Raw genomic sequence first — 23,429 nt, 5'->3', positions numbered from 1 at the left:
CCAGTACCGAGGCGATCAGCGCCACCGCAGCAGCGGCGCGGATGGCGGTCGCCAGTTGCTCAACAAGCCGGTTCACCACATCGAGCGCATCCTTGACCCGCACGGTCGTGACAGTGGGGAAGCTTCGCGTGACCGCGTTGAGGATCTGCGATTCGTCTGCCTGCGTCGCCTCGGCATCCGTCAGCGTGGCCAGCCAGGCGTGCGGCGCACCGGCAAAGGTGTTGGGGGAGAAAACCATTACGAAATTGATGGCCAGCGATTCCCATTCGACCGCACGGAAATTGGCGATGCGCGCGGTGACATCGCGGCCGAGCACGTTGACGGTGATGGTGTCGCCGATCTTGAGGCCAAGCTCGCCGCCTTCCTCCGCCGTGAAAGAGACGAGCGGTTCGCCCGCGTAATCGGCGGGCCACCAGTCGCCCTGGGTCAATGTCGAATTCTCCGGCGCATTGCGGGCGTAGGTGATGCCACGGTCGCCGCGCAGCACCCAACCGCCCTCGGGCGGAATCTCCATGTCCCGCACATTTACATCGTTGAGCGCCGTGATGCGCCCGCGCAACATCGGCACCTGAATCAGCTTGCCTTCCGGCGCCTGTTCCGTCACCAGATCGGCAAAGGCTTCCACTTCGCCACTCTGGATGTCGACGAAGAAGAAATTCGGCGCGACCTCCGGCAGGTTGCCGGTAATCTGTCGGCGCAAATTACCGTCGATCAGCGCCAGCGTGGCGAGCAGCGTCAGCCCGAGCCCGAGCGAGAGAACCACCGACGGCGTGAGCGCACCGGGGCGGTGAATATTGCCGAGCGCAAGGCGCAGCGGTGTGGAGGCGACACGCGGGCTGCGGCGTGCCAGCCACTCGATGCCGAGCGCCACCACGCGCAGCACAACGAAGGCGAATACCGTCGCACCGACGAACACCGCCGCCATGCGCCGGTCGTCGGAGAACCAGATGGCGATACCGGCCAGCGACGCAGCAATGGCGATGGAAAGGAGGATATAGACCGGGTGCGGCCAGCCGCGCCCGTCGACGCCCATTTCGCGGAACAGCGCAGTCGCCGGAACGTCGCGCGCACGACCGAGCGGCATCAGCGCGAAGACCAGTGTGATCATGACGCCGAAGAGCGCGGCCACGGCGAGTGCCGCGGGATAGAACCCGCCGGTGGCCGGCACCGGCAGCACGCTGGACAGCACCGCCGATGCACCGAACGGCATCAGCGCGCCGATCGCCAATCCGGAGAGAATGCCGATTCCGGCGATCATCAGGATCTGCACCAGATAGACCGTGAAGACGAAACCGCCCGACGCGCCGAGGCTCTTGAAGGTGGCGATAACGGCGCGCTTGCTGTCGAGATAGGCGCGCACGGCATTGGCCACGCCGACGCCGCCGACCACCAGCGCAGTCAGGCCCACAAGCGTGAGAAACTGAGAAAACCGCTCGATGTTGCGGGAAAGCGATGGCGCCGCATTGCTGCGTGTGCGTATGCTCCAGCCAGCCTCGGGAAACTCTGATCCAGCCTGCGCCTGGGCAGCTTCCAGCGCGCCGGCATCGGTGTCGCCGACAAGCCGAACCTTATAGACGTGTTCGACCAGACTGCCGGGCTGAATGAGCCCCGTTGCCTCCAGCGCATCGAGCGAGATCATCAAACGCGGTGCAAATCCGAAGCCGTCGGACACGGCATCGGGCTCGCCTGTCAGCACGGAACGCAATTCGATCGTCTCTGCGCCGAGCATGATTCTGTCGCCGACCTCCAGCCCCAGGCGTTCGAACAGAAGCTCGGGCGCGGCCGCGCCGAATGCGCCGTCGTTCTCGGCGAAAAGGGCGTCGTGCGCAAGCTGCGGCTCGGTGACCCGCTCCCCATACAGCGGATAAAGCCCGTCTACCGCCTTCACCTCGACAAGCGTCTGATCGGAGCCGTCCGGCAAACGCGCCATGGAGCGCATATTCGCGCTTTCGGCAACATCGCCGAGATCGGAGAGGAAGCCGCGTTCGTCTGCGCTGGCGCGGCGCTGGTTCAGTTCGAAGCGCAGATCCGCCGCAAGCAGCGCCTGGCCCTCCGTCTCGACGGCTTCGGTGATCGCGCGGGCCACCGAATTGACGCCGCCAATGGCCCCGACACCCAGCGCTATACAAGCCAGGAAGATGAAAAAGCCGGAGAGACCACCGCGCATCTCGCGCAGGGAAAAACGGAAGGCAAGGTTCAGCGTCCGGCCCAGGCTCATCTCGCCAACCCTCATGCCATTGCGGCCTTTTCGACCTCTGCTGCCGGTTCGATGCGGCCCGAGCGCATTGCCACCTGGCGCTCGCAACGGGCGGCAAGGGCCGGGTCATGCGTGACCAGCACCAGCGACGTGCCGCGCTCGCTCGCCTTGGCGAACAACATGTCGGCGATCTGCCGGCCGGTCGCCTGATCGAGATTGCCGGTGGGTTCATCGGCGATCAGAATGGCCGGTCCCGGTGCCAGCGCACGGGCAATCGCCACGCGCTGCTGCTCGCCACCGGAAAGCTCGCCGGGATAATGGGTCAAACGCCTCGAAAGGCCGACCGCGGCCAATTCTTCCCGCGCCGCGCCGAACGGATCTGCATGACCCGCCAGTTCCAGCGGAACGGCCACATTTTCCAGTGCGGTCATGTTTGGAATAAGATGGAACGACTGAAACACGATGCCGATGGAGCGGCCGCGAAAGGCGGCAATCGCATCCTCGCTCAGTCCGTTGATCTGCGTGCCGCCAACGCGCACGATGCCGTCATCGACACGCTCTAGACCGGCAATCACCATCAGCAGCGTCGATTTTCCGGAGCCCGAAGGACCGACGATGGCCGTCGAGCGACCGCGCTCAACAGACAGGCTGACCCCTTTGAGAACATGCACCGAGGAAGCACCCTCGCCCAGTGTCAGCGACACGTTCTCAAGTTCGATCACGGCTTCTGTCACGGAAAAGACATCCTATATTGGGAAGAAATGACGCTGAGACCGTACAAAAGCACGGTTTTCGCAAATATGGGTTATCCCGCATGGCATTCAAATTTTTTTGTTCTTCTGGCCGGTTCACAAAAACTTCATCGGCAGTCGCGGCAATCACGCTGGCGCTTCTAACGGTGACCGCTGCCCGGGCGGAACCCGTTGAGATCGTCGGGTTCGGCGACAGCCTGATGGCAGGTTACAATCTCGCGCCCGGCGAATCCTTCCCGGAGCGGCTTGAGGACGCGCTCAAGGCGGAAGGCTACGACGTAACCGTCGCCAATGCCGGCGTTTCCGGCGATACCACCAGCGGCGGCCTCTCAAGACTCGAGTGGTCCGTTCCCGAATCGGCCGACATTGTGATTCTGGAACTGGGCGCCAACGACATGCTGCGGGGTATCCCGCCCGCTTCCACCGAAGACAATCTCGACCGTATGGTCGCCAAGCTCGACGAGCGTGGGCAACGGGTCATCCTGGCCGGCATGGTCGCCGCCCCCAATCTCGGCAAGGACTATGCCACAGCCTTCAACCCCATCTACGAAACGCTGGCGGAGAAATACGAGCTCACTCTTATCCCCTTCTTTCTAGACGGGGTGGCGGCGGAGCCGGCATTGCTTCTGGACGACGGAATGCACCCGAACGCCGAAGGCGTTCAGCGCATGGTCGAGCGCATGTTGCCAACCTTCAGAAAGGCGCTCAACGAGCATCGTGAAGAGGGCGCCTGACACTTGGCGAAGAAACCGCTTGCTCACAGCGGCAATCGGTGATTCGCTGTGATTGACAGTGCGATTCGAGGAGGTTGCCATGCCGCGACTTTTCACCGCCCTCGAGATTCCGCGTGACGCCGCTTTGTCGTTGTCACTTCTGCGCGGGGGCCTCCCAGGAGCTCGTTGGATCGATGTCGAAAACTATCATCTGACACTGCGATTCTTCGGCGATGTGGAAGGCCACACGGCGGATGAGATCGCCAATACGCTCGATAGGGTTCGGCGGCCGTCTTTCACCGTGAAACTGTCCGGCGTCGGGGCCTTCGGGCAAAAGAAGCCCCATTCCATCTGGGCGGGCGTTTCCGCTTCGCCCGATCTTTACGCCCTGCAAGGCGAAATCGAGAGCATCTGCCGGCGGCTACGGCTGCCGCCCGATCCCAGAAAATTCATGCCACACGTGACCCTGGCACGCCTCAAGAATGCCAATCCGCGCGATGTGGCAAACTACCTCTCCGGCCGCGGGAATTTCGCCTCCATGCCCTTTACCGTCGGGCGTTTCGTGCTGATGTCCTCACGCGCCTCCACCGGCGGCGGGCCCTATATCGTCGAGGAGGCTTGGCCGTTGGTCGGCGCGGACTATGATCGTCAGTCGAGCCTCGATAACAGCGTCTCCGAAGCCTCCCGGATCGTCTGGTAGACAGAGGCGAATCCATCGTCGCCCCCGTAATAGGGGTCGGGAATATCGATTATACGGCCTTCCGCATAATCGAGAAAAAGATGGATGTTGTCCGCATTCCCCGCCGGTGCGCGTTCACGCAGCGTTCGAACATTGTTTCGGTCCATACCCAGAAGCAGGTCGAACCGTGCGAAATCGTCGGCGGCCACCTGCCGTGCGCGCTGAGCGGAAATGTCGACACCGAACCGGCGCGCAATCTCCATCGAGCGTGGATCCGGTGTGTTGCCCGCATGCCAGGCGCCGGTGCCGGCGGAATCGATCAGGAACTCCGCTTCCCGCCCCCGCTCGCTCACCACACTGCGAAACACGCCCTCGGCGAGGGGCGAACGGCAGATGTTGCCAAGGCAGACGAAAAGGATCGAGATGCGGGGCTTTGCGTTCATGGTCGAGGCACTATCATTCACTGGGAGTTCTGTGTTTGCATTCGGCCCTAAGGACGACACCAAAACAATGCCGAATGTCAAACGCATTCCAACGGGATTGACGATGCCAACGGGCGATACCATGGAGAGACGCAATGACGAGAGCGAAGCTCGATCCGGCCTCACTTGAACAGGCGCTCACGACACTGGAAGGTTGGGAATTGGCGGAGGACGGCGATTCTATCCAGCGCCGGTTCGTCTTCGCCGATTTCTCCGAGGCCTTCGCCTTCATGACCCGCTCGGCGCTGGCGGCGGAGAAGCTCAATCACCACCCCGATTGGTCGAATGTGTACAAGACCGTGGACGTCATGCTCTCGACGCACGATGCCGGCGGGCTGACCGAGTTGGACTTCAAACTGGCAGCGGCAATGAACCGCTTTGCCGACGTCTAGCATCGAGCGCACATTGAATTTCGCCACGCATCTCCCACATTCTGGCGATCAGGAGACGCTATGGACGACGTGAAAATCGGCGAGATTCTGGAACCGGTGGGCGCTGGCGAGAACCAGCGACGCGCCGAACGTGTGCGCGCGAAATTCTGGCGCACAATGAAGAAGGCCGCCCGCCAGGTACCTTTCATGGACGAACTCGTCGCCGGCTATTATTGCGCGCTCGACGACGACACGCCGCCCAAGGTGCGCGGCATCCTTCTCGCCGCGCTTGCTTATTTCATCCTCCCGCTCGACGTGGTGCCCGATTTTCTGCTCGGCCTCGGCTTCACCGACGACGTGGCGGTTCTGGCCGCAGCGCTCAATGCGGTACGCCGTCATATCACACCCGCCCACCGCCTCGCCGCCAAACGAGCGCTCGCCGAGACGGAACGCGACCGCTAACCAGTCAAAATCTTGCCTCTTTCATTCGTTTCAACCAGAAATGAAGGGTGTTCGGCTGTCGTCGCGCAAATTTTGCGACGATGGATATATCGGGGTTGAGCGCATGAAGAATCCGTCGATTCGCTTCACGCTTTGGTAACCCAGATTAAATAAAAATGAAGTGATCTAGCGGGACCAGCCGGTCTCCAAACACTGGCAAAAAAGACGGTCAAGACGATGCGCGTACTGATTTCGACACTGATGCTCATTTGCGGAATGGCGGCGGCGAGCCCTGCGCTGGCCCAGGCAACGGCGGTGGGGCAGCATCGCGACTGGGGTGTCTATAGCTACCAGTCAGGCAACGGCAAAGTGTGTTACGCCATGAGCGTGCCGAAGGAGAAACAGCCGGCGAGCCTCGACCATGGCGATATTTTCTTCTTCGTCAGTCAGAAGCCCGGACAGAATGTGGCCTCCGAACCCCAGTTCATCGCCGCCTACAGTTTTCAGACCGGCTCCAAGGTGGTGGTGACGGTCGGAAGCAAAAGCTTCACCATGTTCACGCAGGGCAAGTCGGCCTGGCTCGAAAACGCCGCCGAAGAACCTCAGTTGATCTCCGCCATGAGGGCTGGAGCCGACATGAAGGTCGCCGCCAAGTCGGGTCGCGGCAACGACACCAGCTACACCTTTTCGCTGAGCGGCGTGACGGCCGCGATCGACGCCACACAGAACTGCAAGTAAAATCGGCAGTCGGCACGAACGGTCGGCCGTCACAGGTGACGGCGGCCGACAGGCATGCTATGAGCGCGGCAAATGAAGGGTGGCCCCGACATTCGGAGAGAGCCGCCCACCAAGCACTTCAAGAACGCCATGGCACTGACACTCGATCTATCGACGCCCGAGGGGCGCGCTGAACTGCGTCCCACCGCAACAGCCGAAAAGCAATCGCTGATCGGTCTCTCGCGTGAAGAGCTTACCGAGGCTCTGCTCTCGCTCGACGTGCCTGAACGCCAGGCGCGCATGCGCGTGCGCCAGCTTTGGCACTGGCTCTACGTGCGCGGCGTCTCGGATTTCTCGCAGATGTTCAACATCTCGAAGGAACTGCGCACCAAACTCGACACCCATTTTACCATCGATCGCCCGGAGATCATCGAAGAACAAATCTCCCAGGACGGCACCCGCAAATGGCTGATGCGCTTTCCGCCGCGCGGTGCGGGACGCCCGGTCGACGTGGAAACGGTCTACATTCCCGAGGAAGGTCGCGGCACGCTGTGTATTTCCAGCCAGGTGGGCTGCACGCTGACCTGCTCGTTCTGCCACACCGGCACGCAGAAGCTGGTGCGCAACCTGACGCCAGGCGAAATCCTGGATCAGCTTCTTATCGCCCGCGACCGGCTCGGCGATTTCCCCGATGCGGATACGCCCGATGGCGCGATCGTGCCGGCCGAAGGCCGCAAGGTCACCAACATCGTGATGATGGGCATGGGCGAACCGCTCTACAATTTCGAGAATGTGAAGCAGGCATTGCTGATCGCTTCGGATGGTGAGGGGCTTTCGCTCTCCAAGCGCCGCATCACGCTTTCCACCTCCGGCGTGGTTTCGGAAATCTACCGCACGGGCGAAGAGATCGGCGTTATGCTGGCGATCTCGCTGCACGCGATCCGCGACGAGCTGCGCAACGAGCTGGTGCCGATCAACAAGAAGTTTCCGCTCAAGGAATTGCTCGACGCCTGCCGCGCCTATCCGGGCCTGTCCAATGCGCGGCGCATCACCTTCGAATATGTGATGCTGAAGGGTATCAACGATTCGCTCGACGATGCGCGTGAGCTGGTGCGTCTGTTGAAAGGCATTCCCGCCAAGATCAACCTGATCCCCTTCAACCCCTGGCCGGGCAGCGATTACGAATGCTCGGATTGGGAGCAGATCGAGGAATTCGCGGACCTGGTCAACAAAGCCGGCTATGCTTCTCCCATCCGTACCCCGCGCGGTCGCGATATTCTGGCCGCTTGCGGCCAGCTCAAATCCGCTTCCGAACGCATGAAGAAAGCCGATCGGCTCAAACTCGAAGCGATGATGATCGCCGGACACGGCGAATAGGAAATACAGTTTCAAATCGACGCCGGCTCGCAGTGTCGCGTCGGCGTTTTTGTTGCCGGTTGCCGGTTGGTTTCCGCTCAGCGGGCCTGTGCCGTCAGAATCTTCAGCGCGAAAGCTGAAAAGACACCGGCAAACAGATAATCGACCATACGTGTGACGCGCGGACTCTTCCTGAGAAGCCTGGAGAAACTGTCCGCCGCGATCACCATTGGCGCGACGACGGGCAACGCAAGCGGGATGAACAGCAGACCGAGGAAGAACAGCTTGCCCGGCGCATTCGGGTCGGTGGCCGAAACGAATTGCGGCAGGAAGGTCATGAAGAACAGAATGATCTTCGGGTTCAACAGATTGATTCCGAGGCCCGTGGCCCAGTTCTTCAACAGTGAACGGCCCGAACCCGCTTTTTTCTCCGGAGAGAACGCCGAGCCCTTACGGATCGCCTGGACGGCAAGCCAGATCAGATAACCCGCACCGAACACCTTGAGCGCCAGGAACGCCTCGGGGGACGCCACAATGAGCGCGGAAAGCCCCAGCGCCACGAGCGCTGTATGTATCAGGATGCCGCTCATGGCACCGAACATGCAAGCAAAGCCCGCTGCCCGGCCTTGGCTGAGCGCGCGGCCGACGAACAAGGTCATGTCTGGCCCCGGTGTGATAGAGATCACGAAGGTGGCGAGGGCGAACTGCAGGATGGTGGCGAAATCCGGGATGAAGGGCATTGAAAGCTTCCGGCGCGGGTTGAAGTGCCGGAAGCTAACGCAAGATCGGGCGCGATGCCAGACGTCTCGTCCGCGCAATAATGGCCGGGCGGACCGGACAACAATCCTCAGATCGTCTGCGTAACCTTGTTCAGCTTGTCGGGCGTATCGGGGTTGAGGCCGCGTTCACGCGCAACACGCTCGATCAGGCGGTAATAGCCGACGAGCGACACCAGCGGATCGATGTGACCGTGCCCGGTGGTCGGCGTCTCGACCGTGCGCTCACCCAGATCGCGCGAGGAGAAGCTCGCAACCCGCGCTCCAAGACCGCGCAGTTTTGCAAGGGATTGGGAGCTTGAAACGAGCGCTGCATCGTCGGGTACGAACGCCAGGATCGGGAAGCCCTGATCGACAAGCTGCATCGGCCCGTGCATGAGTTCGGCCAGCGAGAAGGCTTCGGCATGAAGCTGCGCGGTTTCCTTGGCCTTGAGCGCTGCCTCCAGTGCAATGGCGAAACCCGGCCCGCGGCCAGCAGTGTAAATCGAACCGGCATCGGCCAGCAGCGGCAGGAGCGGTTCCCAATTCACATCACATGCCGCCGCCAGTGCTTCGGGCAGTCGGTTGAGCGCATCCCTCAGCCCAATGTCGCCGGAAGCGACCTGCGCGACGCCGGCAAGCGCCGCCGCCGAGGCAATGAAACTCTTCGTTGCCGCGACGCTGCGCTCCGGTCCGGCGTGGATCGGAAGAACAATGTCGGCCGCCTCTGCGAGCGGGCTGTCTGCCACATTGACCACCGCCAGGGTGACGGCACCGCCCTTTTTGGCGGACTGTTGCGCGGCCACAATATCTGGACTGGCGCCGGATTGGGAAATGGTAATGTGAAGCGCGCGGTCGAGCTTCAGCGATGCGTCGTAGACCGAGGCAACCGAAGGGCCGATGGAGGCCACCGGAATGCCCGTGTGGATTTCGAATAGATATTTGAAAAAGCTCGCCGCGTGGTCCGAGGAGCCGCGCGCCGACATGCTCACCACTGCCGGCGAGCGTTCCGCTATCACCTTGCCCAATTCGGCAAAGGTCTGCGCCTCGTTGGCAAAGAGTCGGCCGACAGCCTCGGCAGCTTCTGCGGTTTCCTGAAACATCAGGGAAGGAGTGTCGGTCATTTCAGTTTTTCCGTATGGATCGTACGTTTCAATGAAGGCGGTTCAGTCGAGTCCCGCCAGCGTGCGATGCAAATCGTCACCATTGCGAGCCAGAGCGGCAACGGCCTCGTCGGGTGCGAGACCATGCACGACCAGTACTGCCGGCTTCACATGAAAGGCTGTCCGCTCGAGCGCCCCGCGCGCCGTCGCCTCGTCGCAATCCGCGACCTGCATCAACATCTCGACGGCGCGGTGCACCAGTTTCTTGTTGGTCGGTTTCATGTCCACCATGCGGCCACGATAGACCTTGCCAAGTCGCATCATGACCGCCGTGGAAAAGAGGTTCACGGCGATTTTCTGGCTGGTGCCCGCGGCCATCCGTGTCGAACCAGCGAGAACCTCCGGCCCGGTTTCCAGAAGCACCCCGCATTCCGCTTCTTCGAGGAGCGCACTGCCGGGATTGTTTGCCAAGCCGATGGTCAACGCCCCGCACGTCTTCGCAGCGCCGATCGCCGCCAGCGTGTAGGGTGTGCTGCCGCTCGCCGCGATTCCGACCACCACGTCGCGATGGCCGCACCCCACCGCATCGATCTCGGCGCGCGCCGCATCTTCGTCGTCTTCCGCGCTTTCGCGTGCCTCGGCGACAGTGATGTCGCCTCCGGCCAACAGAAAAATGCAACGCGCCTCCGGCCAACCGAAGGTTGGATAAAGCTCGACCGCATCGAGCATGCCGACCCGTCCCGATGTGCCTGCGCCAACATAAATAAGGCGGCTTTCGGAATCGAACAGACGGTTCGCAGCCGCCTCCACCGCCGTCTCCAATGCCGGCAGGGCTGCCTTGACCGCACCGATGGCAGCCCGCTGCCCATCCAGCATGGCATCGAGCATATCGGCTGTCGCAAAACGTTCGATGTCGCGATAGGCCTGGCTTGCGGTTTCCGTCGGTTTTGTCATGGCGGGCTCGTTGGCTTCCGGTTTGCGCGATCCTTAATAGACCAATCTAATACCAAACACGTTATACAGGCTTTTCGAACGGAATCCATTCCCTTCCCGCCAATCTCGTGAAAAATCACGTTATCGACGTTCTATCCCACGTTACCGGCGCTTTGGAATTGCGGCAAAGTTCCACCGACGGGCCACCGGCTTGCAAAGCTGTATCTTCGGCCTCATAATTGGACTTAACCTATTAAGACCACTTTCAGAGAAGCAGGGACGCGCAACGAAGATGACCAAGGCCCATGAGGAACCGGGGACCAGCCTCGGCGCGCTCCTTTCGAGCGACATGAAGGCTGGCGAAACGGATGCGACCCCGCTCTACATCAGGCTCGCCAACGCGATGCGCAAGCTGGTCGAGGCCGGCGCTCTCGAACCGGGCGCGGCCCTGCCTTCCGAGCGCACCCTGGCCGAGATCACCGCGCTGTCGCGCGTGACGGTGCGGCGCGGCATCGAGTTGTTGGTGCGCGAGGGCGTTCTCGAGCAACGCAGGGGGTCGGGCACCTATGTGCTTCCACCGGCAGAACGTTTCGAGCAGCCCCTGGCGGCAATCACCAGTTTCACCGAAGACATGCTTTCCTACGGTCGCAGGCCGCAGACACGCTGGCTGGCGCGCGAATACGCGAACCCGTCCGCGCAGGAAGCGATGACGCTTGGCCTGTCGCCGGGCGACCGCGTTCTGCGTCTGCATCGTCTGCGCTCGGCAGACACGTTGCCGCTGGCGGTGGAACTCGCCGTCGTGCCGGCAGACGTCCTGCCGGACCCGTCGGCGCTCGGGACATCGCTCTACGAGTCCATGGCACTGGCCGGCGCACGGCCGCACAAGGCGTTGCAACGCATGCACGCCTGCGCCCTACCGGAGTTCGAGGCGCGTCTGTTGGAAGCCGAGGCGGGCGAGCCGGCACTTTTCCTGGAACGTGTTTCGCGCACGGCGGAAGGCCGCGTGATCGAGTTCACGCGTTCCTATTTCAAGGGCGACCGGTTCGATTTTGTCGCCGAGCTCAACCTGCTGCCGGACGCCGCCGATCGGCAAACCCCACTCCCGGTGGGAACCTAAAGCGATTCGAGGAAACGGATCAGATTGTCGCGATCCCGCATTTCCATCTCGACCACTCGGTCGCGTGCGGCCTGGGCTTCCCCGCCGTGCCAGAGAACCGCTTCGAGCAGCGTGCGTGCGCGACCGTCATGCAGGAAGGTCGCTTCCGCGTTCACCGTTGCGGTGAGCCCAATGCCCCAGAGCGGCGGTGTGCGCCATTCAAAACCGTCGGCGAGACCTTCCGAGCGCCCATCGGCGAGCCCCGTGCCCATGTCGTGTAAAAGCATGTCGGTATAAGGCCAGATGAGCTGAAACCGTAACGCCGGATCCTCGACGTCGCGGCGGGTCACATATTTGGGTCGATGACAGGCGGCGCAACCGCTATCGTAAAACACCTTCTTGCCGGCAAGCACTGCCGGATTGTCCACGTCGCGCCGAACCGGCACCGCGAGATGACTCGAATAGAAGGTGACAAGATCGAAAAGGTCATCCGGCACCTCATGCGCGCCGAGACGCTCCTGTGCACCGTGCGGCAGGGCAAGACACCCGGTCTGCGCCTGTGTGCAATCGCCCCAATGGTTCGGTGCGGCCGGTGTCGAAAGCCCCATATCGCCGGAAAAGGCATCGGCGGTCTGCTGCTCGATGCTGGACGCGATTGCTTTCCAACCGAACCGGCCAAGCTTCCATTGGCCATCGATGTCGCGAGTTCGCGCGGGACGGCCGGAAATACCGTCATTGTCTTCATCGCCGGGATCCGCCCAGGCGAGAATGTCCGCCTCGTGCACGCTTTCCAGAAGTCCAAGCCCGATCATCGGTGGCGCGACACGCGCCGATATCATCAAATCCTCGCGCAACGGCCCGTATCCGGGGTCGGCAATCTTCAGTACCGGCTTGCGCAGTGTGACGGTCTCCCCGTCGGACAACATAACCGGCAGTTCCTCATAGGAAATGTCGACACGTCCCTCGGGGTCGAGACCCGCCACCGCATGGTCCTGAAGCTGCAGGCCATAGACCGGATCGGGTGCCGCGGGGAGGCGGCCGTCTGCAATCGCGTCCTTCTGCGCCTCGCTTGGAGCGATGGACAAACGCACAAGCAACGATACCGCCGAGTCCCCCGGCTGCGCCGGCGCGTGGCCCCGCCCATCCTTGATGTGGCACGACTGGCAGGCGCGGGCGTTGAACAACGGTCCCAGCCCGTCGGACGCCTGCGTGGAGGACGGTGAGGAGACCCAGTCCTTGCGAAACAGGCCATTGCCGAGCAGAAAACGCTCCAGTTCGGCAAATTCCAGATTGGCGGAGGAGTGCGAAAACGCGTTGGCGTTGATCAGCTTCGTGGAGGTGGTCGCACCGGCAGACATGCGCTCGAAACGTTCCGGCTTGTCGAAACGCGTCGCCGGCCGGGTGACGTTCTCGACACGCGCGCGATCCTTTTCGTTCAGATCGTCGCGTTCGCGTGGAGACGGGCTATCCGCGTGCGCGGTCAGAGCCAGCGAAGAACAAAGGCCGACCAGTATCGCGGCACGGACGGAACGTTTCATGACTGAAAATTACATGTCATGACGCCGGGCCGGCAAGCAGCCCGGCGTCGAATTGAACTCACTCGAAAACAGCGTCGGGATTGTCGAGGCTGTCGGAGCCTTCCAGTTCGATACCGGAAAGATCGAGCGCGGCGATCACGCGCTCAAGCGAGCGGGTCTGGTCGACAAGCCCGTCGATCGCTGCCTGAACGACAGCATTGCCCTCGTCATTTCCCTGACCGATCATCTGGTCGTAGGCTTCACCGCCTTCGGCACGCGACTTAAGCGTCGTCATCGCCTCCAACGTTGTGTCGAGCTTCGCCTTTACCTCGTCGGCAAGCGCCGCGTCGCTTTCGGAAACCAGATCCGCAAGGCTCGGTCCCTCAACCTTGGAACCGTCCACGCGTTCATACGAGCCGAAATAGACGTTTCGAATGCCCACGAGGTCGTAATAGTGGCTGTTGTGGGTGTTGTCTGAGAAACAATCGTGTTCCTCTTCCGGATCGTTGAGGAGCAGGCCGAGCTTCATACGCTCACCGGCAAGTTCGCCATAGGAAAGCGAGCCGAGACCCGTCAGCATCGCCGTCAGGCCAGCGCTCGGATCAGCGGTCACCTCGGCGCGCGCTTCGCCGTCGGTCTGCCAATTGGCAACCATTTCCTCCAGATCGGCGATTAAGAGATCGGCTGCGGCCTGAAGATACTGCGCGCGGCGGTCGCAATGATCGCCCGTGCAGTTTTCCGTGTCGAAGTCGGTATAGGGGCGCGCACCCGCTCCGGCATCCGTACCGTTTAGATCCTGGCCCCAAAGGAGAAATTCGATAGCGTGATAGCCCGTGGCTACATTCGCCTCGATGCCGCCAGCCTCGTGCAGCGACTGGATCACCTCCGGCGTGATTTCCGAAACATCGACTTCGGTTCCTCCGGCGCTCACCTTGTCATTGGCGATAACATTGACCGTATAGAACTCGTTGGCGTCGGATTCAGTGCCGTAACTGGCATCCACATAATCGATGAGACCTTCGTCCAACGGCCAGGCGTTAACCCTGCCTTCCCACTCGTCGACAATGGCGTTGCCGAACCGATAGGCCTCGCTCTGCTGATAGGGAACCCGCGCGGCGAGCCAGGCCTCCCTGGCAGCGGCCATGGTTTCTTCCGATGGCGCCTCGACGAGCTTGTCGACCGCTTCCTTCAACACTTTCGCGGTCTCGAGGCTGTCCTCATAGGTGGCCAATGCGATGTCCGCATAGGTGGAGACCACCTCCTGCGGCTCCACGGCGGCGGCGGGAGAGATCATTGCAACAGTGGCGATTGCAGTCCCAACGAGTAAACGACGTTTCATAAGACTTCCCCTCTTGTCCAGTCTGAAGCTTGGTTACCGGAAGCACGCGTCCGCCCGACGCGCCCTTCCAGCCGCCACTCGATAATGTGGATTTAGATTATCAGGTTTATGAAGGCAAGCCCAGCGGCGCTTTTGCGCCCATTACTCCATCGCCTTTACGGCAATCACCGCATTGGTACCGCCAAACGCGAATCCGTTGCTAAGTGCCACGCGCACATCGCGCTGGCGCGCCTCGTTGGGCGTCACGTCGAGATCGCAATCCGGGTCGGCCTCGCGGTAGCCGGCCGTTGGCGGCACGACACCGTCGCGGATCGCCATCACGCAGGCAATCAGTTCAAGCGCGCCGGATGCACCCAGACAGTGTGCATGCATGGATTTGGTGGAAGACACCGAAAGCTTCCGGGCATGATCGCCGAAAACACGCTTAATCGCTTCGGTCTCGATCTTGTCGTTGGCCTTGGTTCCCGTGCCATGGGCATTGATGTAGTCGACATCGGCCGGGACAAGGCCGGCTTCATCCAGACAGGACTTGAGCGCGGCGACCGGTCCCTCGACCGTAGGCGCCACAATGTCCGAGGCATCGGCGGACATGCCGCCACCGGCAAGCTCGGCCAGGATGTTGGCGCCCCGCGCCCGCGCGTGCTCCAGCGTTTCGAGAACCACGATGCCCGCGCCTTCGCCGAGAACCAGCCCGTTGCGGTCGGCGGAAAAGGGGCGGCAGGTCTCGGGTGCGAGCACCCGCAACGCTTCCCATCCCTTGAGAATGCCATAGATAAGCGGCGCGTCGGTTCCACCGGCCAGCATTACATCGGCTCGGCCAAGCCGAATCTGATCGGCAGCCGCCAAAATCGCATGATTGGACGAGGAACAGGCGGACGTCGCACCGAAGACCGGGATCCCACGCGGCACCGTGAAAATTCCTGTGCGCGGCTTTCCCTCCAGAAGAATGGCGCGATAGCTGTCTTCGATGGCTTCCCAGCCACAAACTCCGGTGCCGACAACGGCCCCCACGCGATGCGTATTGGTTGCGGCCACCGTGAAGCCAGACTGGCCCAGGGCCTCTTCGGCGGAAATTGCCGCAAGAAGGCTGAAGCGATCCATGGTGACGAGCCGCTTTCGGTCGATTCCGTGATCCGGCAGTTCCTTGATTTCCGCCCCAATCCGCACTTTCAACTCGTGAAGCGAAGCGGTGGTGATGGGACCGATAGCCTGACGTCCGGCGCGCATGCCAGACCAGATAGCCGGAGCATCCGTTCCAAGCGCGCAAATGCCGCCAATGCCGGTTATGACGATGCGCGGCGCTGCCATTTAGGTCTTGGCGTCCACCAGCTCGCGCACGGCGGCGACGATATCCTTGACCGTTTCCATGTTCTCCCAGGCTTCGGCGGTGTTCATTTCCACCTCAATATTGAACTCGTCCTCGACGTCGAAAATGATCTCGGTGAGTTCCAGGGAGTGAATGCCGAGGTCGGCCAGCGGCGTGTCGAGCGTTATGGTGTCGGCACCGTCCTGCGCATGGGTCTTGATCTTCTCGAGAATCGTCTTGCCGATCTCATCCGCGCTCAAACTGGTTTCAGCATTCATAAGCGTCTCCTCGGACCACTTTTGCGCCGGCTAGGATGCCATATGGCAAGGCGTCCGTGCTCAACTCTCTAAAAATACAATTTGCAGCCATAAGAAACCAAACCGCGTCATGCGGCAAGAGTCTGCGGTGCATATCCGCCGAGCAGCACACGGTCAGTTACCGTTGGCACCGCCCTTCACGAAAATCGTCACGGCCCCGTCATCCGCATATTCGAGCGCAACCACATCTGTGAGCTGGATCGAGCGGGAATCCACGGCATGGAAAAACAGCGCGCTTCCCTCAATCGATTCGCGCAGCATCTCGATTTCACTTTCGTGCTCGGCCAACGCTTCGGCAATGCCGCTGCCTTTTTCCTCAAGGTCGGGCAGGAAGACGATATCGATCTCATCCAGCGAGAAAGTCTTGCGCACCCGCCTCGCATTCTCGGTGGTCGCACCGATTGCGGCGACGATGCGCTCACTGGCGGACTCGGCTTCGACCTCTTCGGTCTTGACTTCCGATCCGACGATCGCGTCGATTGCTTCCTCGCGCTGAAGTCCCTGTGCGAACAGCGGCGACTGCAAGGCAAAGGCCGTCGCCAGCGCCAGGGCAACCATCCAGTGAAATCCGGCGTCGATCAGTGACGGCCGATCTCCAATGCTCAAACTCATGATTCAATCCCGTATGTTCGCCGCGCACAAAACACGTTCTGCGCCGGAAGGCAACGGGCACACCGCGCAACGGGTTCCCTCAAAGCCGGGAAGAATAGTCCGATACCAGTAGCCGATAGGGATCTTCATCTTCCTCGATTTCGGAGAACCGCGCCACCGGATCGGAAAAAATATTGTCCGTCACATCGTCGTTCACGGTCGAGACCTCACCGATCAGCACATCCTTCTTCTCACCCCAGAAGGCATGCCAGACCCCGGGCAGGAGCGTCACGCTCTCACCGGGCTGCAAGCGCAGGATACCGCCGGCGTCCACGCGTCGCATCACACCGTCCGTGGGCACGCTGACGGGGGCCACGCGATCGATCTGCCCGTCGGCGTCGGAGGCAAAAAGCTCGATACAGAGCGTTCCGCCGCCGCGATTGATGATGTCTTCCGCCTTGATGGCGTGCGTGTGCATCGGCGCAACCTGATCGCGCCGGGAGATCATGATTTTCTCCGCATAGAGCATGCCACGACCATGCTTCAAATCTTCCTGATTGCCGTTACGCACCGTGAAGAGAAACAGGCCGCGTCTGTCGAAATCGCCGCCGCCATAGTCGGTTATATCCCAGCCGAGATGCGCGTCGACAATTCCCCCGATCGCTTCGCGCCTGCGCCTCATCTCGTCGGGCGTCCAGTCGGCAAAAGGCGGCAGCACGTAGCCGAAGGAGCGTATGAAAGCTTCTCCCTCGCGCAGAATCTCGTTCACTTTCGACCGTTTCACCGCCGCCTCCCTGATGCGAACCGATTTAGATTGTCGGGTCGTATCGCAAGCTTCGCGCCACGCCAAGGCGTTTGTTCAGAATGCCTTGAAAGTCAGTGTTGTGAGCGAGCGGCGAATACCGGGCACATTGGCGATGTTCTCACTGACGAACTTGCCGATATCGACGCCATCGTCGATGTAGACCTTCATTAGAAGATCGTAGTCGCCACTGGTGGAGTAGAGTTCCGAGGCGATCTCACGCTTGTAGAGTTCGTCCGCCACCTCGTAGGTCTTGCCGGGTTTGCAGCGCAATTGAACGAAGACAGGTCTCATAGGGGCTCCATGGAGCAAGTTCGAAACTGGACCGGGCCAGATTTGGCCCATCGATCTAAGCTGTCAACAGACAGCGCACGCTCTGATGGTCCGAATCCGCAAGCCCGTCAATGACATCGAAATGATGCCGGTCGGGTTCTTCCACAGAAGCCGTTCGCGCGCCGAGCCCGACCCAGATATTGGCCAGCAGCGCATTCTGGCGGAGAAACTCGGCCCGTTCCGACGCACCGACCCAGCAGGTGAGGCGCACGCCGGGCATGGGCGAAAGGAGGACCGGACTTTCCGCCTGCGCTTCGTCCGGTGTGATTTTCAGCCCTTCGTTCATGGCCGTCTTCATCATCGGGCGCAGATCGTGCACGCCGGAAATCGACAGGACGTGGCGCAACCGCGCACGCACGGCATTCGCTAGCGGCGAGGTCTCGCAGGCCATGCGCGAAACCAGATGCCCGCCCGCCGAATGGCCGGTCAGGATCAGCGGGCCATCGACACGTTCGGCAGCAGCAGAAACGGCTTGCCCGATCTCACGTACGATGCCGGAGATCGAATTCTCCGGACACAGCGTGTAGGACGGCATGGCGACCGCGTAGCCGCTGTCGACCGCACCGGCGGCCAGATGCGACCAATAGCTCTTGTCGAGCCTCAGCCAGAAGCCTCCATGGATGAACACCACCAGGCCGGCAGGCGTTCCCTCGGGCAAGAACAGATCGAACCGGTTGCGCTCGCCCTTGCCATAGGAAATGTCGAACTCGGCCCGGCCGGCGGCCGAAAGCCTATCGCGATAATTCTGGGCCGGCGCTACCCAGGCGCCAGGCCAGCGGTCGCCGCTCGGAATGTTGGCGCCATTGGCATAAGCATCGTCCCAATCGGTAACCTGACGATAGAACACGTGCGGATCCCTCCCATACTTCGGTACGCGCACCCTGCTTAGCCTTGACGGCTTGCCCTGTCATCATCGCAGCGCGTCATGTAGACTGGGCACAGGCCGAATATATTTCAACCTTAAAATTTCATACTTGAAATGTCGTCGGTCCAATGCAATGCTCCAAGCTTACGAGCCAGGTGTCGAGCGATCCTGGGAGGAAGGAGCGCGAGCATGAAAGTCGCAATTCTCGGCGGTGGTCCGGCGGGCCTCTACTTCGCAATCTCGATGAAGCTGCGCGACGCAGCCCACGACATCACGGTTTACGAGCGCAACAAGCCCGACGACACATTCGGCTGGGGCGTGGTTCTCTCAGATGAAACCCTCGACAATCTGGCGGAGAACGACCCTGTCAGCGCCGAGCGCATCCGCGAGCATTTCGCCTATTGGGACGACATCGCCGTGGTCCACAAGGGCGTACGCACGCTCTCCACGGGTCACGGTTTCTGCGGCATAGGCCGCATGCGCTTGCTTGTTCTCCTGCAGGAACGCGCCCGCGAACTCGGCATCAATCTCGAATTCGAGACCGAGATCGACGATCCCCGTCCCTTCATGGCCGATTACGACATGGTCCTTGCCTCCGATGGCCTGAACTCCAGAACGCGAACCATGTTCGCTGACGTTTTCAAGCCAGACATAGACGTGCGCAAGTGCAAGTTCGTGTGGCTGGGCACGCACCAGAAATTCGACGACGCCTTCACTTTCATCTTCGAGAAAACGGAGCATGGTTGGGTGTGGGCCCACGCTTACCAGTTCGACGACGATACAGCGACCTTCATCGTCGAGTGCGGCCCGGAGACCTGGGAGAAGTTCGGCTTCGGCGAGATGAGCCAGCAGGAATCCATCGCCGTATGCGAGCGGATATTCAGGGATCATCTGGACGGGCACAAGCTGATGACCAACGCCAACCACATTCGCGGTTCGGCATGGATCAATTTCCCCCGCGTCCTGTGCGAGCGCTGGTCGCACGAAAACATCGCCCTGATGGGAGACGCCGCCGCGAGCGCGCACTTCTCCATCGGCTCAGGCACCAAGCTTGCATTGGAAAGCGCAATCGCACTGGCCGAATACCTGCACACGGAGCCGACACTGAAGGAAGCCTTCGACAAGTATGAGGACGCGCGGCGGCTGGAAGTGCTGCGTCTTCAGTCGGCGGCCCGCAACTCGCTCGAGTGGTTCGAAGAAGTGGAACGCTATCTCGATCTCGACCCGGTGCAGTTCAACTATTCGCTGCTCACCCGCTCGCAACGCATCAGCCATGAAAATCTGCGCCTGCGCGATCCCGAATGGCTCTCGGGTGCCGAAAGCTGGTTCCAACAACAGGCCGGAGCCGACGACAATGCCGCGCGCCCACCCATGTTCGCGCCTTACAAACTGCGCGGACTCACATTGAAGAATCGTGTGGTGGTGTCGCCGATGGCCCAGTACAAGGCGGTCGACGGCTGCCCAACCGATTGGCACATGGTGCATTACTGCGAGCGCGCAAAGGGCGGTGCGGGTCTGGTCTATATCGAGATGACCTGCGTAAGCCCCGAAGGGCGCATCACACCCGGCTGCCCCGGTTTCTACAAGCCGGAACACGAGGCCGCGTGGACGCGCATCGTCGATTTCGTTCATCGCGAGACCGACGCAAAAATCTGCGCCCAGATCGGCCATTCGGGCCCGAAGGGCTCGACCCAGCTGGGCTGGGAGGAGATGGACGCACCGCTAAACGACAAGAATTGGCCGCTTATGGCCGCCTCCGAAGTGGCGTGGTCGGACGTCAATCAGGCACCGAAGGCCATGGACCGCGCCGACATGGACACGGTGCGCGGCCAGTTCGTTGCCGCCGCCGAGATGGCGGAACGCTGTGGCTTCGACATGCTGGAGCTGCACTTTGCCCACGGCTATCTCCTGTCATCCTTCATCTCGCCTCTGACCAACCGGCGCACCGATGAATACGGCGGTAGCCTCGAAAACCGCATGCGCTACCCGCTGGAAGTCTTTCAAGCCGTGCGTGCCGCATGGCCGGACGACAAGCCGATTTCGGTGCGCATCTCGGCCACCGACTGGGTTGGCGAGGACGGCGTGACCCCGGCAGAGGCCGTGGAAATCGCCCGCATGCTGCAGGATGCGGGTGTCGATATCTGCGATGTTTCGGCCGGCCAGACATCGAAACGCGCCCGCCCCGTCTATGGCCGCATGTTCCAGACGCCGTTCTCCGACCGCATCCGCAACGAGACCGGCATGGCCACAATGGCCGTCGGCAACATCTACGAGCCGGATCACGTCAATTCGATCCTGATGGCCGGTCGTGCGGACCTCGTCTGTCTCGCCCGCCCGCACCTCGCCGACCCCTATTGGACGCTGCACGCCGCGGCGACGCTCGGCGACAGGGGCGTGTCCTGGCCCGATCCATACCTGCCCGGCCGCGACCAGCTCTACCGGCTTGCCGAACGGGCCGAGCAGATGACCGGAAAGGTGTGACGATGCCCCCCTCACGTCACGCCCTTGTCACAGGCGGCGGAACCGGCGTCGGCGAAGCCGTGGCGCTTGCCCTCGCCGAAGCAGGCATCGACGTCACCATCTGCGGCCGCCGCGCCGCGCCGCTGGAAAAGATGGCGACCCGGCACAAGCGTATCCATGCGCTCACGGCCGACGTCACCGACGAAGCTTCAGTGCAGGCGCTTTACGAAACGGCTGAGGCTGCACGCGGCCCCTTCGACATCGTCATCGCCAATGCGGGTACGGCTTCCAGCGCCCCCGCCCACCGCACCAAGCTCGAAGACTGGAACCGGATCGTCGACGTCAACATGACCGGCGCGTTCCTGACGGTAAAGCCGGCGCTTTCGCCCATGGCCAAGCGCGGCAATGGGCGCATTCTCTTCATTGCCTCGGTCGCCGGGCTCAAGGGCTATGCCTATGTGGCGCCCTATGTCGCATCCAAGCACGGCGTGATCGGCCTGATGCGCGCACTCTCCGTCGAACTGGTCAAGACCGGCGTGACGGTGAATGCGATCTGCCCCGGCTACGTGGAAACCGAGATGCTGGAAGAATCCATCGAGCGCGTGGTCGAAAAGACCGGACGCAGCCACGACGAGGCCCGTAAGGGTTTCGTCGAAGCCAATCCCCATGGCCGGCTGATCCAGCCGCGCGAGGTGGCAGCGGCTGCGCTGTGGCTCGTCAGCCCCGAGGCCAACTCGGTCACCGGCCAGTCGATTTCAATTTCTGGAGGTGAAACATGGTAAGCGCTCCATTGGCGGCCGTACGCAGCGGCGCCCCGGCGAAGGAACGCCTGCGTTTGTGGATCAGGATCCTGCGCGCCTCGCGTCTGATCGAGGCCGTTCTGCGCGAACGTCTCAAAACCCGCTTCGACACGACCCTGCCGCGTTTCGATGTGCTATCGGCGCTCGACCGCGCACCGGAAGGCATGGCGATGAGCGACATTTCGCGTTTTCTCCTCGTGTCGAACGGCAACGTGACCGGCATCGTGGAGCGTCTGGTGACCGACGGCCTCGCCAGCCGCACCAAGCGTGACGGCGACCGCCGCACCTCGATCATCAAGTTGACGCCTCAGGGCAAGGATGCGTTTGCCGCAATGGCCGAGGCCCATGAGCGCTGGATCGACGAGCTTCTCGGCAACCTGCCCGAGGACGAGGCGAGAGCGCTGGCCGGAACGCTGAAAACGTTCGAAAGCAACTGGGAGGGCGGAGCATGAGCGCCATGGCGCATTTAAAGCCGCAACATTTCGTCTGGCGCATGGAGGGCAGCGTTGCGCTGATCCAGCTCGATCGACCGGACCGCAAGAACCCCCTCACTTTCGACTCCTATGCCGAGCTGCGCGATACGTTCCGCGCCCTGCCCTATGCCGACGACGTGGATGCGGTCGTCTTTCTGCCCAATGGCGGCAATTTCTGTTCGGGCGGCGATGTGCACGACATTATCGGCCCGCTGGTCGACATGGACATGAAGGGCCTTCTCGCCTTCACGCGTATGACTGGTGATCTGGTCAAGGCGATGCTCGCCTGCAACAAGCCCATCATCTCCGCAATAGACGGCGTTGCGGTCGGCGCCGGCGCGATTATCGCCATGGCGTCCGACATGCGGCTTGCGACCCCCGAGGCCAAGGCCGCTTTCCTGTTCACCCGCGTTGGGCTTGCCGGTTGCGACATGGGGGCGTGTGCCATGCTACCCCGCATCATCGGCCAGGGACGCGCCGCCGAACTGCTCTATACCGGCCGCTCCATGAGTGCCGAGGAAGGCGAGCGCTGGGGCTTCTACAACCGGCTTGTCGCCGCCGACTCGCTGGAAGCGGAAGCGTTGAACGTGGCTGCACGCATCGCTGCCGGGCCGACCTTCGCGCACGGCATCACCAAGACGCAGCTCAACCAGGAATGGTCGATGGGGCTGGAACAGGCGATCGAGGCCGAAGCGCAGGCACAGGCGATCTGCATGCAGACCCGAGACTTCGAACGCGCCTACCGCGCGTTCGTTGCCAAGGAAAAACCGGTATTCGAGGGGGATTGATGCCTGATCGCTCGTTTCTGGACTGGCCCTTCTTCGAACAGCGCCACCGCGATTGGGCCGACAGGCTCGACGCGTGGTGCGCACAAAACCTTCCCATCGACCACGGCGACGTCGACGCCGCCTGTCGCGACCTGGTGGTCCGGCTCGGCGAGGCCGGTTTCCTGAAGCCCACCGCGCTTGATAGCGACAATCCCGGCCCGCTCGACGTGCGCACGCTTTGCCTCACCCGCGAGACGTTGGCCC

The 23,429-nt window shown here is 61.9% G+C and carries 25 protein-coding genes and 1 pseudogene; 12 read left to right on the top strand and 14 right to left on the bottom strand.

Annotated elements, in window-relative coordinates; translation table 11 throughout:
- Positions 1-2,218: ABC transporter permease (locus QZ638_RS12500; RefSeq protein WP_295810807.1), on the bottom strand; the 2,218-nt coding region annotated here is incomplete at its 3' end.
- An 11-nt stretch (positions 2,219-2,229) separates the two neighbouring features.
- Positions 2,230-2,931 (bottom strand): ABC transporter ATP-binding protein, encoded by a 702-nt coding sequence (locus tag QZ638_RS12495; protein ID WP_295810806.1) that lies wholly within the window; start codon positions 2,929-2,931, stop codon positions 2,230-2,232.
- Between the two features lie 80 nt (positions 2,932-3,011).
- On the opposite strand from QZ638_RS12495, the gene QZ638_RS12490 reads away from it, so the two are divergent.
- Positions 3,012-3,683: an arylesterase gene (locus QZ638_RS12490; protein WP_295810804.1), complete on the top strand. Its 672-nt coding sequence runs from the start codon at positions 3,012-3,014 to the stop codon at positions 3,681-3,683.
- Between the two features lie 79 nt (positions 3,684-3,762).
- The gene (gene thpR, locus QZ638_RS12485; RefSeq protein WP_295810802.1) at positions 3,763-4,362 is read left to right on the top strand and encodes an RNA 2',3'-cyclic phosphodiesterase; all 600 of its coding nucleotides are present in this window, start codon (positions 3,763-3,765) and stop codon (positions 4,360-4,362) included.
- Here thpR and QZ638_RS12480 read toward each other — a convergent pair.
- Positions 4,311-4,784: a low molecular weight protein-tyrosine-phosphatase gene (locus QZ638_RS12480; protein ID WP_295810799.1), complete on the bottom strand. Its 474-nt coding sequence runs from the start codon at positions 4,782-4,784 to the stop codon at positions 4,311-4,313. The genes thpR and QZ638_RS12480 overlap by 52 nt on opposite strands.
- A gap of 134 nt (positions 4,785-4,918) precedes the next feature.
- On the opposite strand from QZ638_RS12480, the gene QZ638_RS12475 reads away from it, so the two are divergent.
- From QZ638_RS12475 to rlmN, 4 genes are all read left to right on the top strand, one after another.
- Positions 4,919-5,215, top strand: a complete 297-nt coding sequence (locus QZ638_RS12475; protein WP_295810795.1) for a 4a-hydroxytetrahydrobiopterin dehydratase — start codon at positions 4,919-4,921, stop codon at positions 5,213-5,215.
- Positions 5,216-5,275: 60 nt separating this feature from the next.
- Complete coding sequence (locus tag QZ638_RS12470; RefSeq protein ID WP_295810793.1) at positions 5,276-5,656, top strand: YkvA family protein; 381 nt, start codon at positions 5,276-5,278, stop codon at positions 5,654-5,656.
- A gap of 216 nt (positions 5,657-5,872) precedes the next feature.
- A complete protein-coding gene (locus tag QZ638_RS12465) occupies positions 5,873-6,373 on the top strand; it encodes an invasion associated locus B family protein (protein ID WP_295810790.1) in 501 nt (166 codons plus the stop codon).
- A 129-nt stretch (positions 6,374-6,502) separates the two neighbouring features.
- Positions 6,503-7,729 carry a 23S rRNA (adenine(2503)-C(2))-methyltransferase RlmN gene (rlmN, locus tag QZ638_RS12460; RefSeq protein WP_295810814.1) on the top strand — a complete coding sequence of 409 codons (1,227 nt, stop codon included), beginning with the start codon at positions 6,503-6,505 and terminating at the stop codon, positions 7,727-7,729.
- Between the two features lie 77 nt (positions 7,730-7,806).
- Here rlmN and QZ638_RS12455 read toward each other — a convergent pair whose 3' ends face one another.
- From QZ638_RS12455 to QZ638_RS12445, 3 genes are all read right to left on the bottom strand, one after another.
- Positions 7,807-8,448 carry a LysE family translocator gene (locus tag QZ638_RS12455; RefSeq protein ID WP_295810787.1) on the bottom strand — a complete coding sequence of 214 codons (642 nt, stop codon included), beginning with the start codon at positions 8,446-8,448 and terminating at the stop codon, positions 7,807-7,809.
- Between the two features lie 107 nt (positions 8,449-8,555).
- Positions 8,556-9,587 (bottom strand): SIS domain-containing protein, encoded by a 1,032-nt coding sequence (locus QZ638_RS12450; RefSeq protein ID WP_295810783.1) that lies wholly within the window; start codon positions 9,585-9,587, stop codon positions 8,556-8,558.
- Positions 9,588-9,629: 42 nt separating this feature from the next.
- Positions 9,630-10,520: an N-acetylmuramic acid 6-phosphate etherase gene (locus QZ638_RS12445; RefSeq protein WP_295810779.1), complete on the bottom strand. Its 891-nt coding sequence runs from the start codon at positions 10,518-10,520 to the stop codon at positions 9,630-9,632.
- A 271-nt stretch (positions 10,521-10,791) separates the two neighbouring features.
- On the opposite strand from QZ638_RS12445, the gene QZ638_RS12440 reads away from it, so the two are divergent.
- Complete coding sequence (locus tag QZ638_RS12440; RefSeq protein ID WP_295810775.1) at positions 10,792-11,616, top strand: GntR family transcriptional regulator; 825 nt, start codon at positions 10,792-10,794, stop codon at positions 11,614-11,616.
- Here QZ638_RS12440 and QZ638_RS12435 read toward each other — a convergent pair.
- The 8 genes from QZ638_RS12435 to QZ638_RS12400 all read right to left on the bottom strand — a co-directional run bounded on the left by QZ638_RS12435 (position 11,613) and on the right by QZ638_RS12400 (position 18,647).
- Positions 11,613-13,133, bottom strand: a complete 1,521-nt coding sequence (locus QZ638_RS12435; RefSeq protein WP_295810772.1) for a di-heme oxidoredictase family protein — start codon at positions 13,131-13,133, stop codon at positions 11,613-11,615. The genes QZ638_RS12440 and QZ638_RS12435 overlap by 4 nt on opposite strands.
- A gap of 58 nt (positions 13,134-13,191) precedes the next feature.
- Positions 13,192-14,406 (bottom strand): imelysin family protein, encoded by a 1,215-nt coding sequence (locus QZ638_RS12430; protein ID WP_295810810.1) that lies wholly within the window; start codon positions 14,404-14,406, stop codon positions 13,192-13,194.
- 186 nt (positions 14,407-14,592) lie between these two features.
- Complete coding sequence (locus QZ638_RS12425; protein ID WP_295810770.1) at positions 14,593-15,759, bottom strand: beta-ketoacyl synthase; 1,167 nt, start codon at positions 15,757-15,759, stop codon at positions 14,593-14,595.
- Positions 15,760-16,035 carry an acyl carrier protein gene (locus QZ638_RS12420; RefSeq protein ID WP_295810768.1) on the bottom strand — a complete coding sequence of 92 codons (276 nt, stop codon included), beginning with the start codon at positions 16,033-16,035 and terminating at the stop codon, positions 15,760-15,762.
- 153 nt (positions 16,036-16,188) lie between these two features.
- Positions 16,189-16,686 carry a hypothetical protein gene (locus tag QZ638_RS12415; protein ID WP_295810766.1) on the bottom strand — a complete coding sequence of 166 codons (498 nt, stop codon included), beginning with the start codon at positions 16,684-16,686 and terminating at the stop codon, positions 16,189-16,191.
- A 79-nt stretch (positions 16,687-16,765) separates the two neighbouring features.
- Positions 16,766-17,449, bottom strand: coding sequence for a D-lyxose/D-mannose family sugar isomerase (locus QZ638_RS12410; RefSeq protein ID WP_295810764.1), 684 nt, complete (start codon positions 17,447-17,449; stop codon positions 16,766-16,768).
- A 75-nt stretch (positions 17,450-17,524) separates the two neighbouring features.
- Complete coding sequence (locus QZ638_RS12405; protein ID WP_007010700.1) at positions 17,525-17,761, bottom strand: Lrp/AsnC ligand binding domain-containing protein; 237 nt, start codon at positions 17,759-17,761, stop codon at positions 17,525-17,527.
- 55 nt (positions 17,762-17,816) lie between these two features.
- On the bottom strand, positions 17,817-18,647 hold the full coding sequence (locus tag QZ638_RS12400; protein ID WP_295810760.1) for an alpha/beta hydrolase: 831 nt from the start codon (positions 18,645-18,647) through the stop codon (positions 17,817-17,819).
- Between the two features lie 207 nt (positions 18,648-18,854).
- Here QZ638_RS12400 and QZ638_RS12395 point away from each other — a divergent pair, with 207 nt between their 5' ends.
- From QZ638_RS12395 to QZ638_RS12375, 5 genes and pseudogenes are all read left to right on the top strand, one after another.
- Positions 18,855-21,146 (top strand): bifunctional salicylyl-CoA 5-hydroxylase/oxidoreductase, encoded by a 2,292-nt coding sequence (locus QZ638_RS12395; protein WP_295810758.1) that lies wholly within the window; start codon positions 18,855-18,857, stop codon positions 21,144-21,146.
- A 2-nt stretch (positions 21,147-21,148) separates the two neighbouring features.
- A complete protein-coding gene (locus QZ638_RS12390) occupies positions 21,149-21,907 on the top strand; it encodes an SDR family NAD(P)-dependent oxidoreductase (protein ID WP_295810756.1) in 759 nt (252 codons plus the stop codon).
- A complete protein-coding gene (locus QZ638_RS12385) occupies positions 21,901-22,377 on the top strand; it encodes a MarR family transcriptional regulator (protein WP_295810752.1) in 477 nt (158 codons plus the stop codon). The genes QZ638_RS12390 and QZ638_RS12385 overlap by 7 nt, the downstream gene beginning before the upstream one ends.
- On the top strand, positions 22,374-23,186 hold the full coding sequence (locus QZ638_RS12380) for an enoyl-CoA hydratase family protein (RefSeq protein ID WP_295810749.1): 813 nt from the start codon (positions 22,374-22,376) through the stop codon (positions 23,184-23,186). Before QZ638_RS12385 ends, QZ638_RS12380 begins: the two co-directional genes overlap by 4 nt.
- Positions 23,186-23,429: pseudogene (locus tag QZ638_RS12375) on the top strand (acyl-CoA dehydrogenase); the annotation flags it as partial. The gene QZ638_RS12380 and the pseudogene QZ638_RS12375, both read left to right, overlap by 1 nt.

This window comes from uncultured Nitratireductor sp., from assembly GCF_913053745.1.
Taxonomy (GTDB): domain Bacteria; phylum Pseudomonadota; class Alphaproteobacteria; order Rhizobiales; family Rhizobiaceae; genus Nitratireductor.
This window is presented reverse-complemented; position numbering and strand designations above follow the sequence as displayed.

Bases quoted from the DNA above. Each gene is read 5' to 3' on its own strand.
- QZ638_RS12490 (WP_295810804.1), top strand. From the start codon at position 3,012: ATGGCATTCAAATTTTTTTGTTCTTCTGGCCGGTTCACAAAAACTTCA.
- thpR (WP_295810802.1), top strand. From the start codon at position 3,763: ATGCCGCGACTTTTCACCGCCCTCGAGATTCCGCGTGACGCCGCTTTG.
- QZ638_RS12480 (WP_295810799.1), bottom strand. From the start codon at position 4,784: ATGAACGCAAAGCCCCGCATCTCGATCCTTTTCGTCTGCCTTGGCAAC.
- QZ638_RS12475 (WP_295810795.1), top strand. From the start codon at position 4,919: ATGACGAGAGCGAAGCTCGATCCGGCCTCACTTGAACAGGCGCTCACG.
- QZ638_RS12470 (WP_295810793.1), top strand. From the start codon at position 5,276: ATGGACGACGTGAAAATCGGCGAGATTCTGGAACCGGTGGGCGCTGGC.
- QZ638_RS12465 (WP_295810790.1), top strand. From the start codon at position 5,873: ATGCGCGTACTGATTTCGACACTGATGCTCATTTGCGGAATGGCGGCG.
- rlmN (WP_295810814.1), top strand. From the start codon at position 6,503: ATGGCACTGACACTCGATCTATCGACGCCCGAGGGGCGCGCTGAACTG.
- QZ638_RS12455 (WP_295810787.1), bottom strand. From the start codon at position 8,448: ATGCCCTTCATCCCGGATTTCGCCACCATCCTGCAGTTCGCCCTCGCC.
- QZ638_RS12450 (WP_295810783.1), bottom strand. From the start codon at position 9,587: ATGACCGACACTCCTTCCCTGATGTTTCAGGAAACCGCAGAAGCTGCC.
- QZ638_RS12445 (WP_295810779.1), bottom strand. From the start codon at position 10,520: ATGACAAAACCGACGGAAACCGCAAGCCAGGCCTATCGCGACATCGAA.
- QZ638_RS12440 (WP_295810775.1), top strand. From the start codon at position 10,792: ATGACCAAGGCCCATGAGGAACCGGGGACCAGCCTCGGCGCGCTCCTT.
- QZ638_RS12435 (WP_295810772.1), bottom strand. From the start codon at position 13,133: ATGAAACGTTCCGTCCGTGCCGCGATACTGGTCGGCCTTTGTTCTTCG.
- QZ638_RS12430 (WP_295810810.1), bottom strand. From the start codon at position 14,406: ATGATCTCTCCCGCCGCCGCCGTGGAGCCGCAGGAGGTGGTCTCCACC.
- QZ638_RS12425 (WP_295810770.1), bottom strand. From the start codon at position 15,759: ATGGCAGCGCCGCGCATCGTCATAACCGGCATTGGCGGCATTTGCGCG.
- QZ638_RS12420 (WP_295810768.1), bottom strand. From the start codon at position 16,035: ATGAATGCTGAAACCAGTTTGAGCGCGGATGAGATCGGCAAGACGATT.
- QZ638_RS12415 (WP_295810766.1), bottom strand. From the start codon at position 16,686: ATGAGTTTGAGCATTGGAGATCGGCCGTCACTGATCGACGCCGGATTT.
- QZ638_RS12405 (WP_007010700.1), bottom strand. From the start codon at position 17,761: ATGAGACCTGTCTTCGTTCAATTGCGCTGCAAACCCGGCAAGACCTAC.
- QZ638_RS12395 (WP_295810758.1), top strand. From the start codon at position 18,855: ATGAAAGTCGCAATTCTCGGCGGTGGTCCGGCGGGCCTCTACTTCGCA.
- QZ638_RS12390 (WP_295810756.1), top strand. From the start codon at position 21,149: ATGCCCCCCTCACGTCACGCCCTTGTCACAGGCGGCGGAACCGGCGTC.
- QZ638_RS12385 (WP_295810752.1), top strand. From the start codon at position 21,901: ATGGTAAGCGCTCCATTGGCGGCCGTACGCAGCGGCGCCCCGGCGAAG.
- QZ638_RS12380 (WP_295810749.1), top strand. From the start codon at position 22,374: ATGAGCGCCATGGCGCATTTAAAGCCGCAACATTTCGTCTGGCGCATG.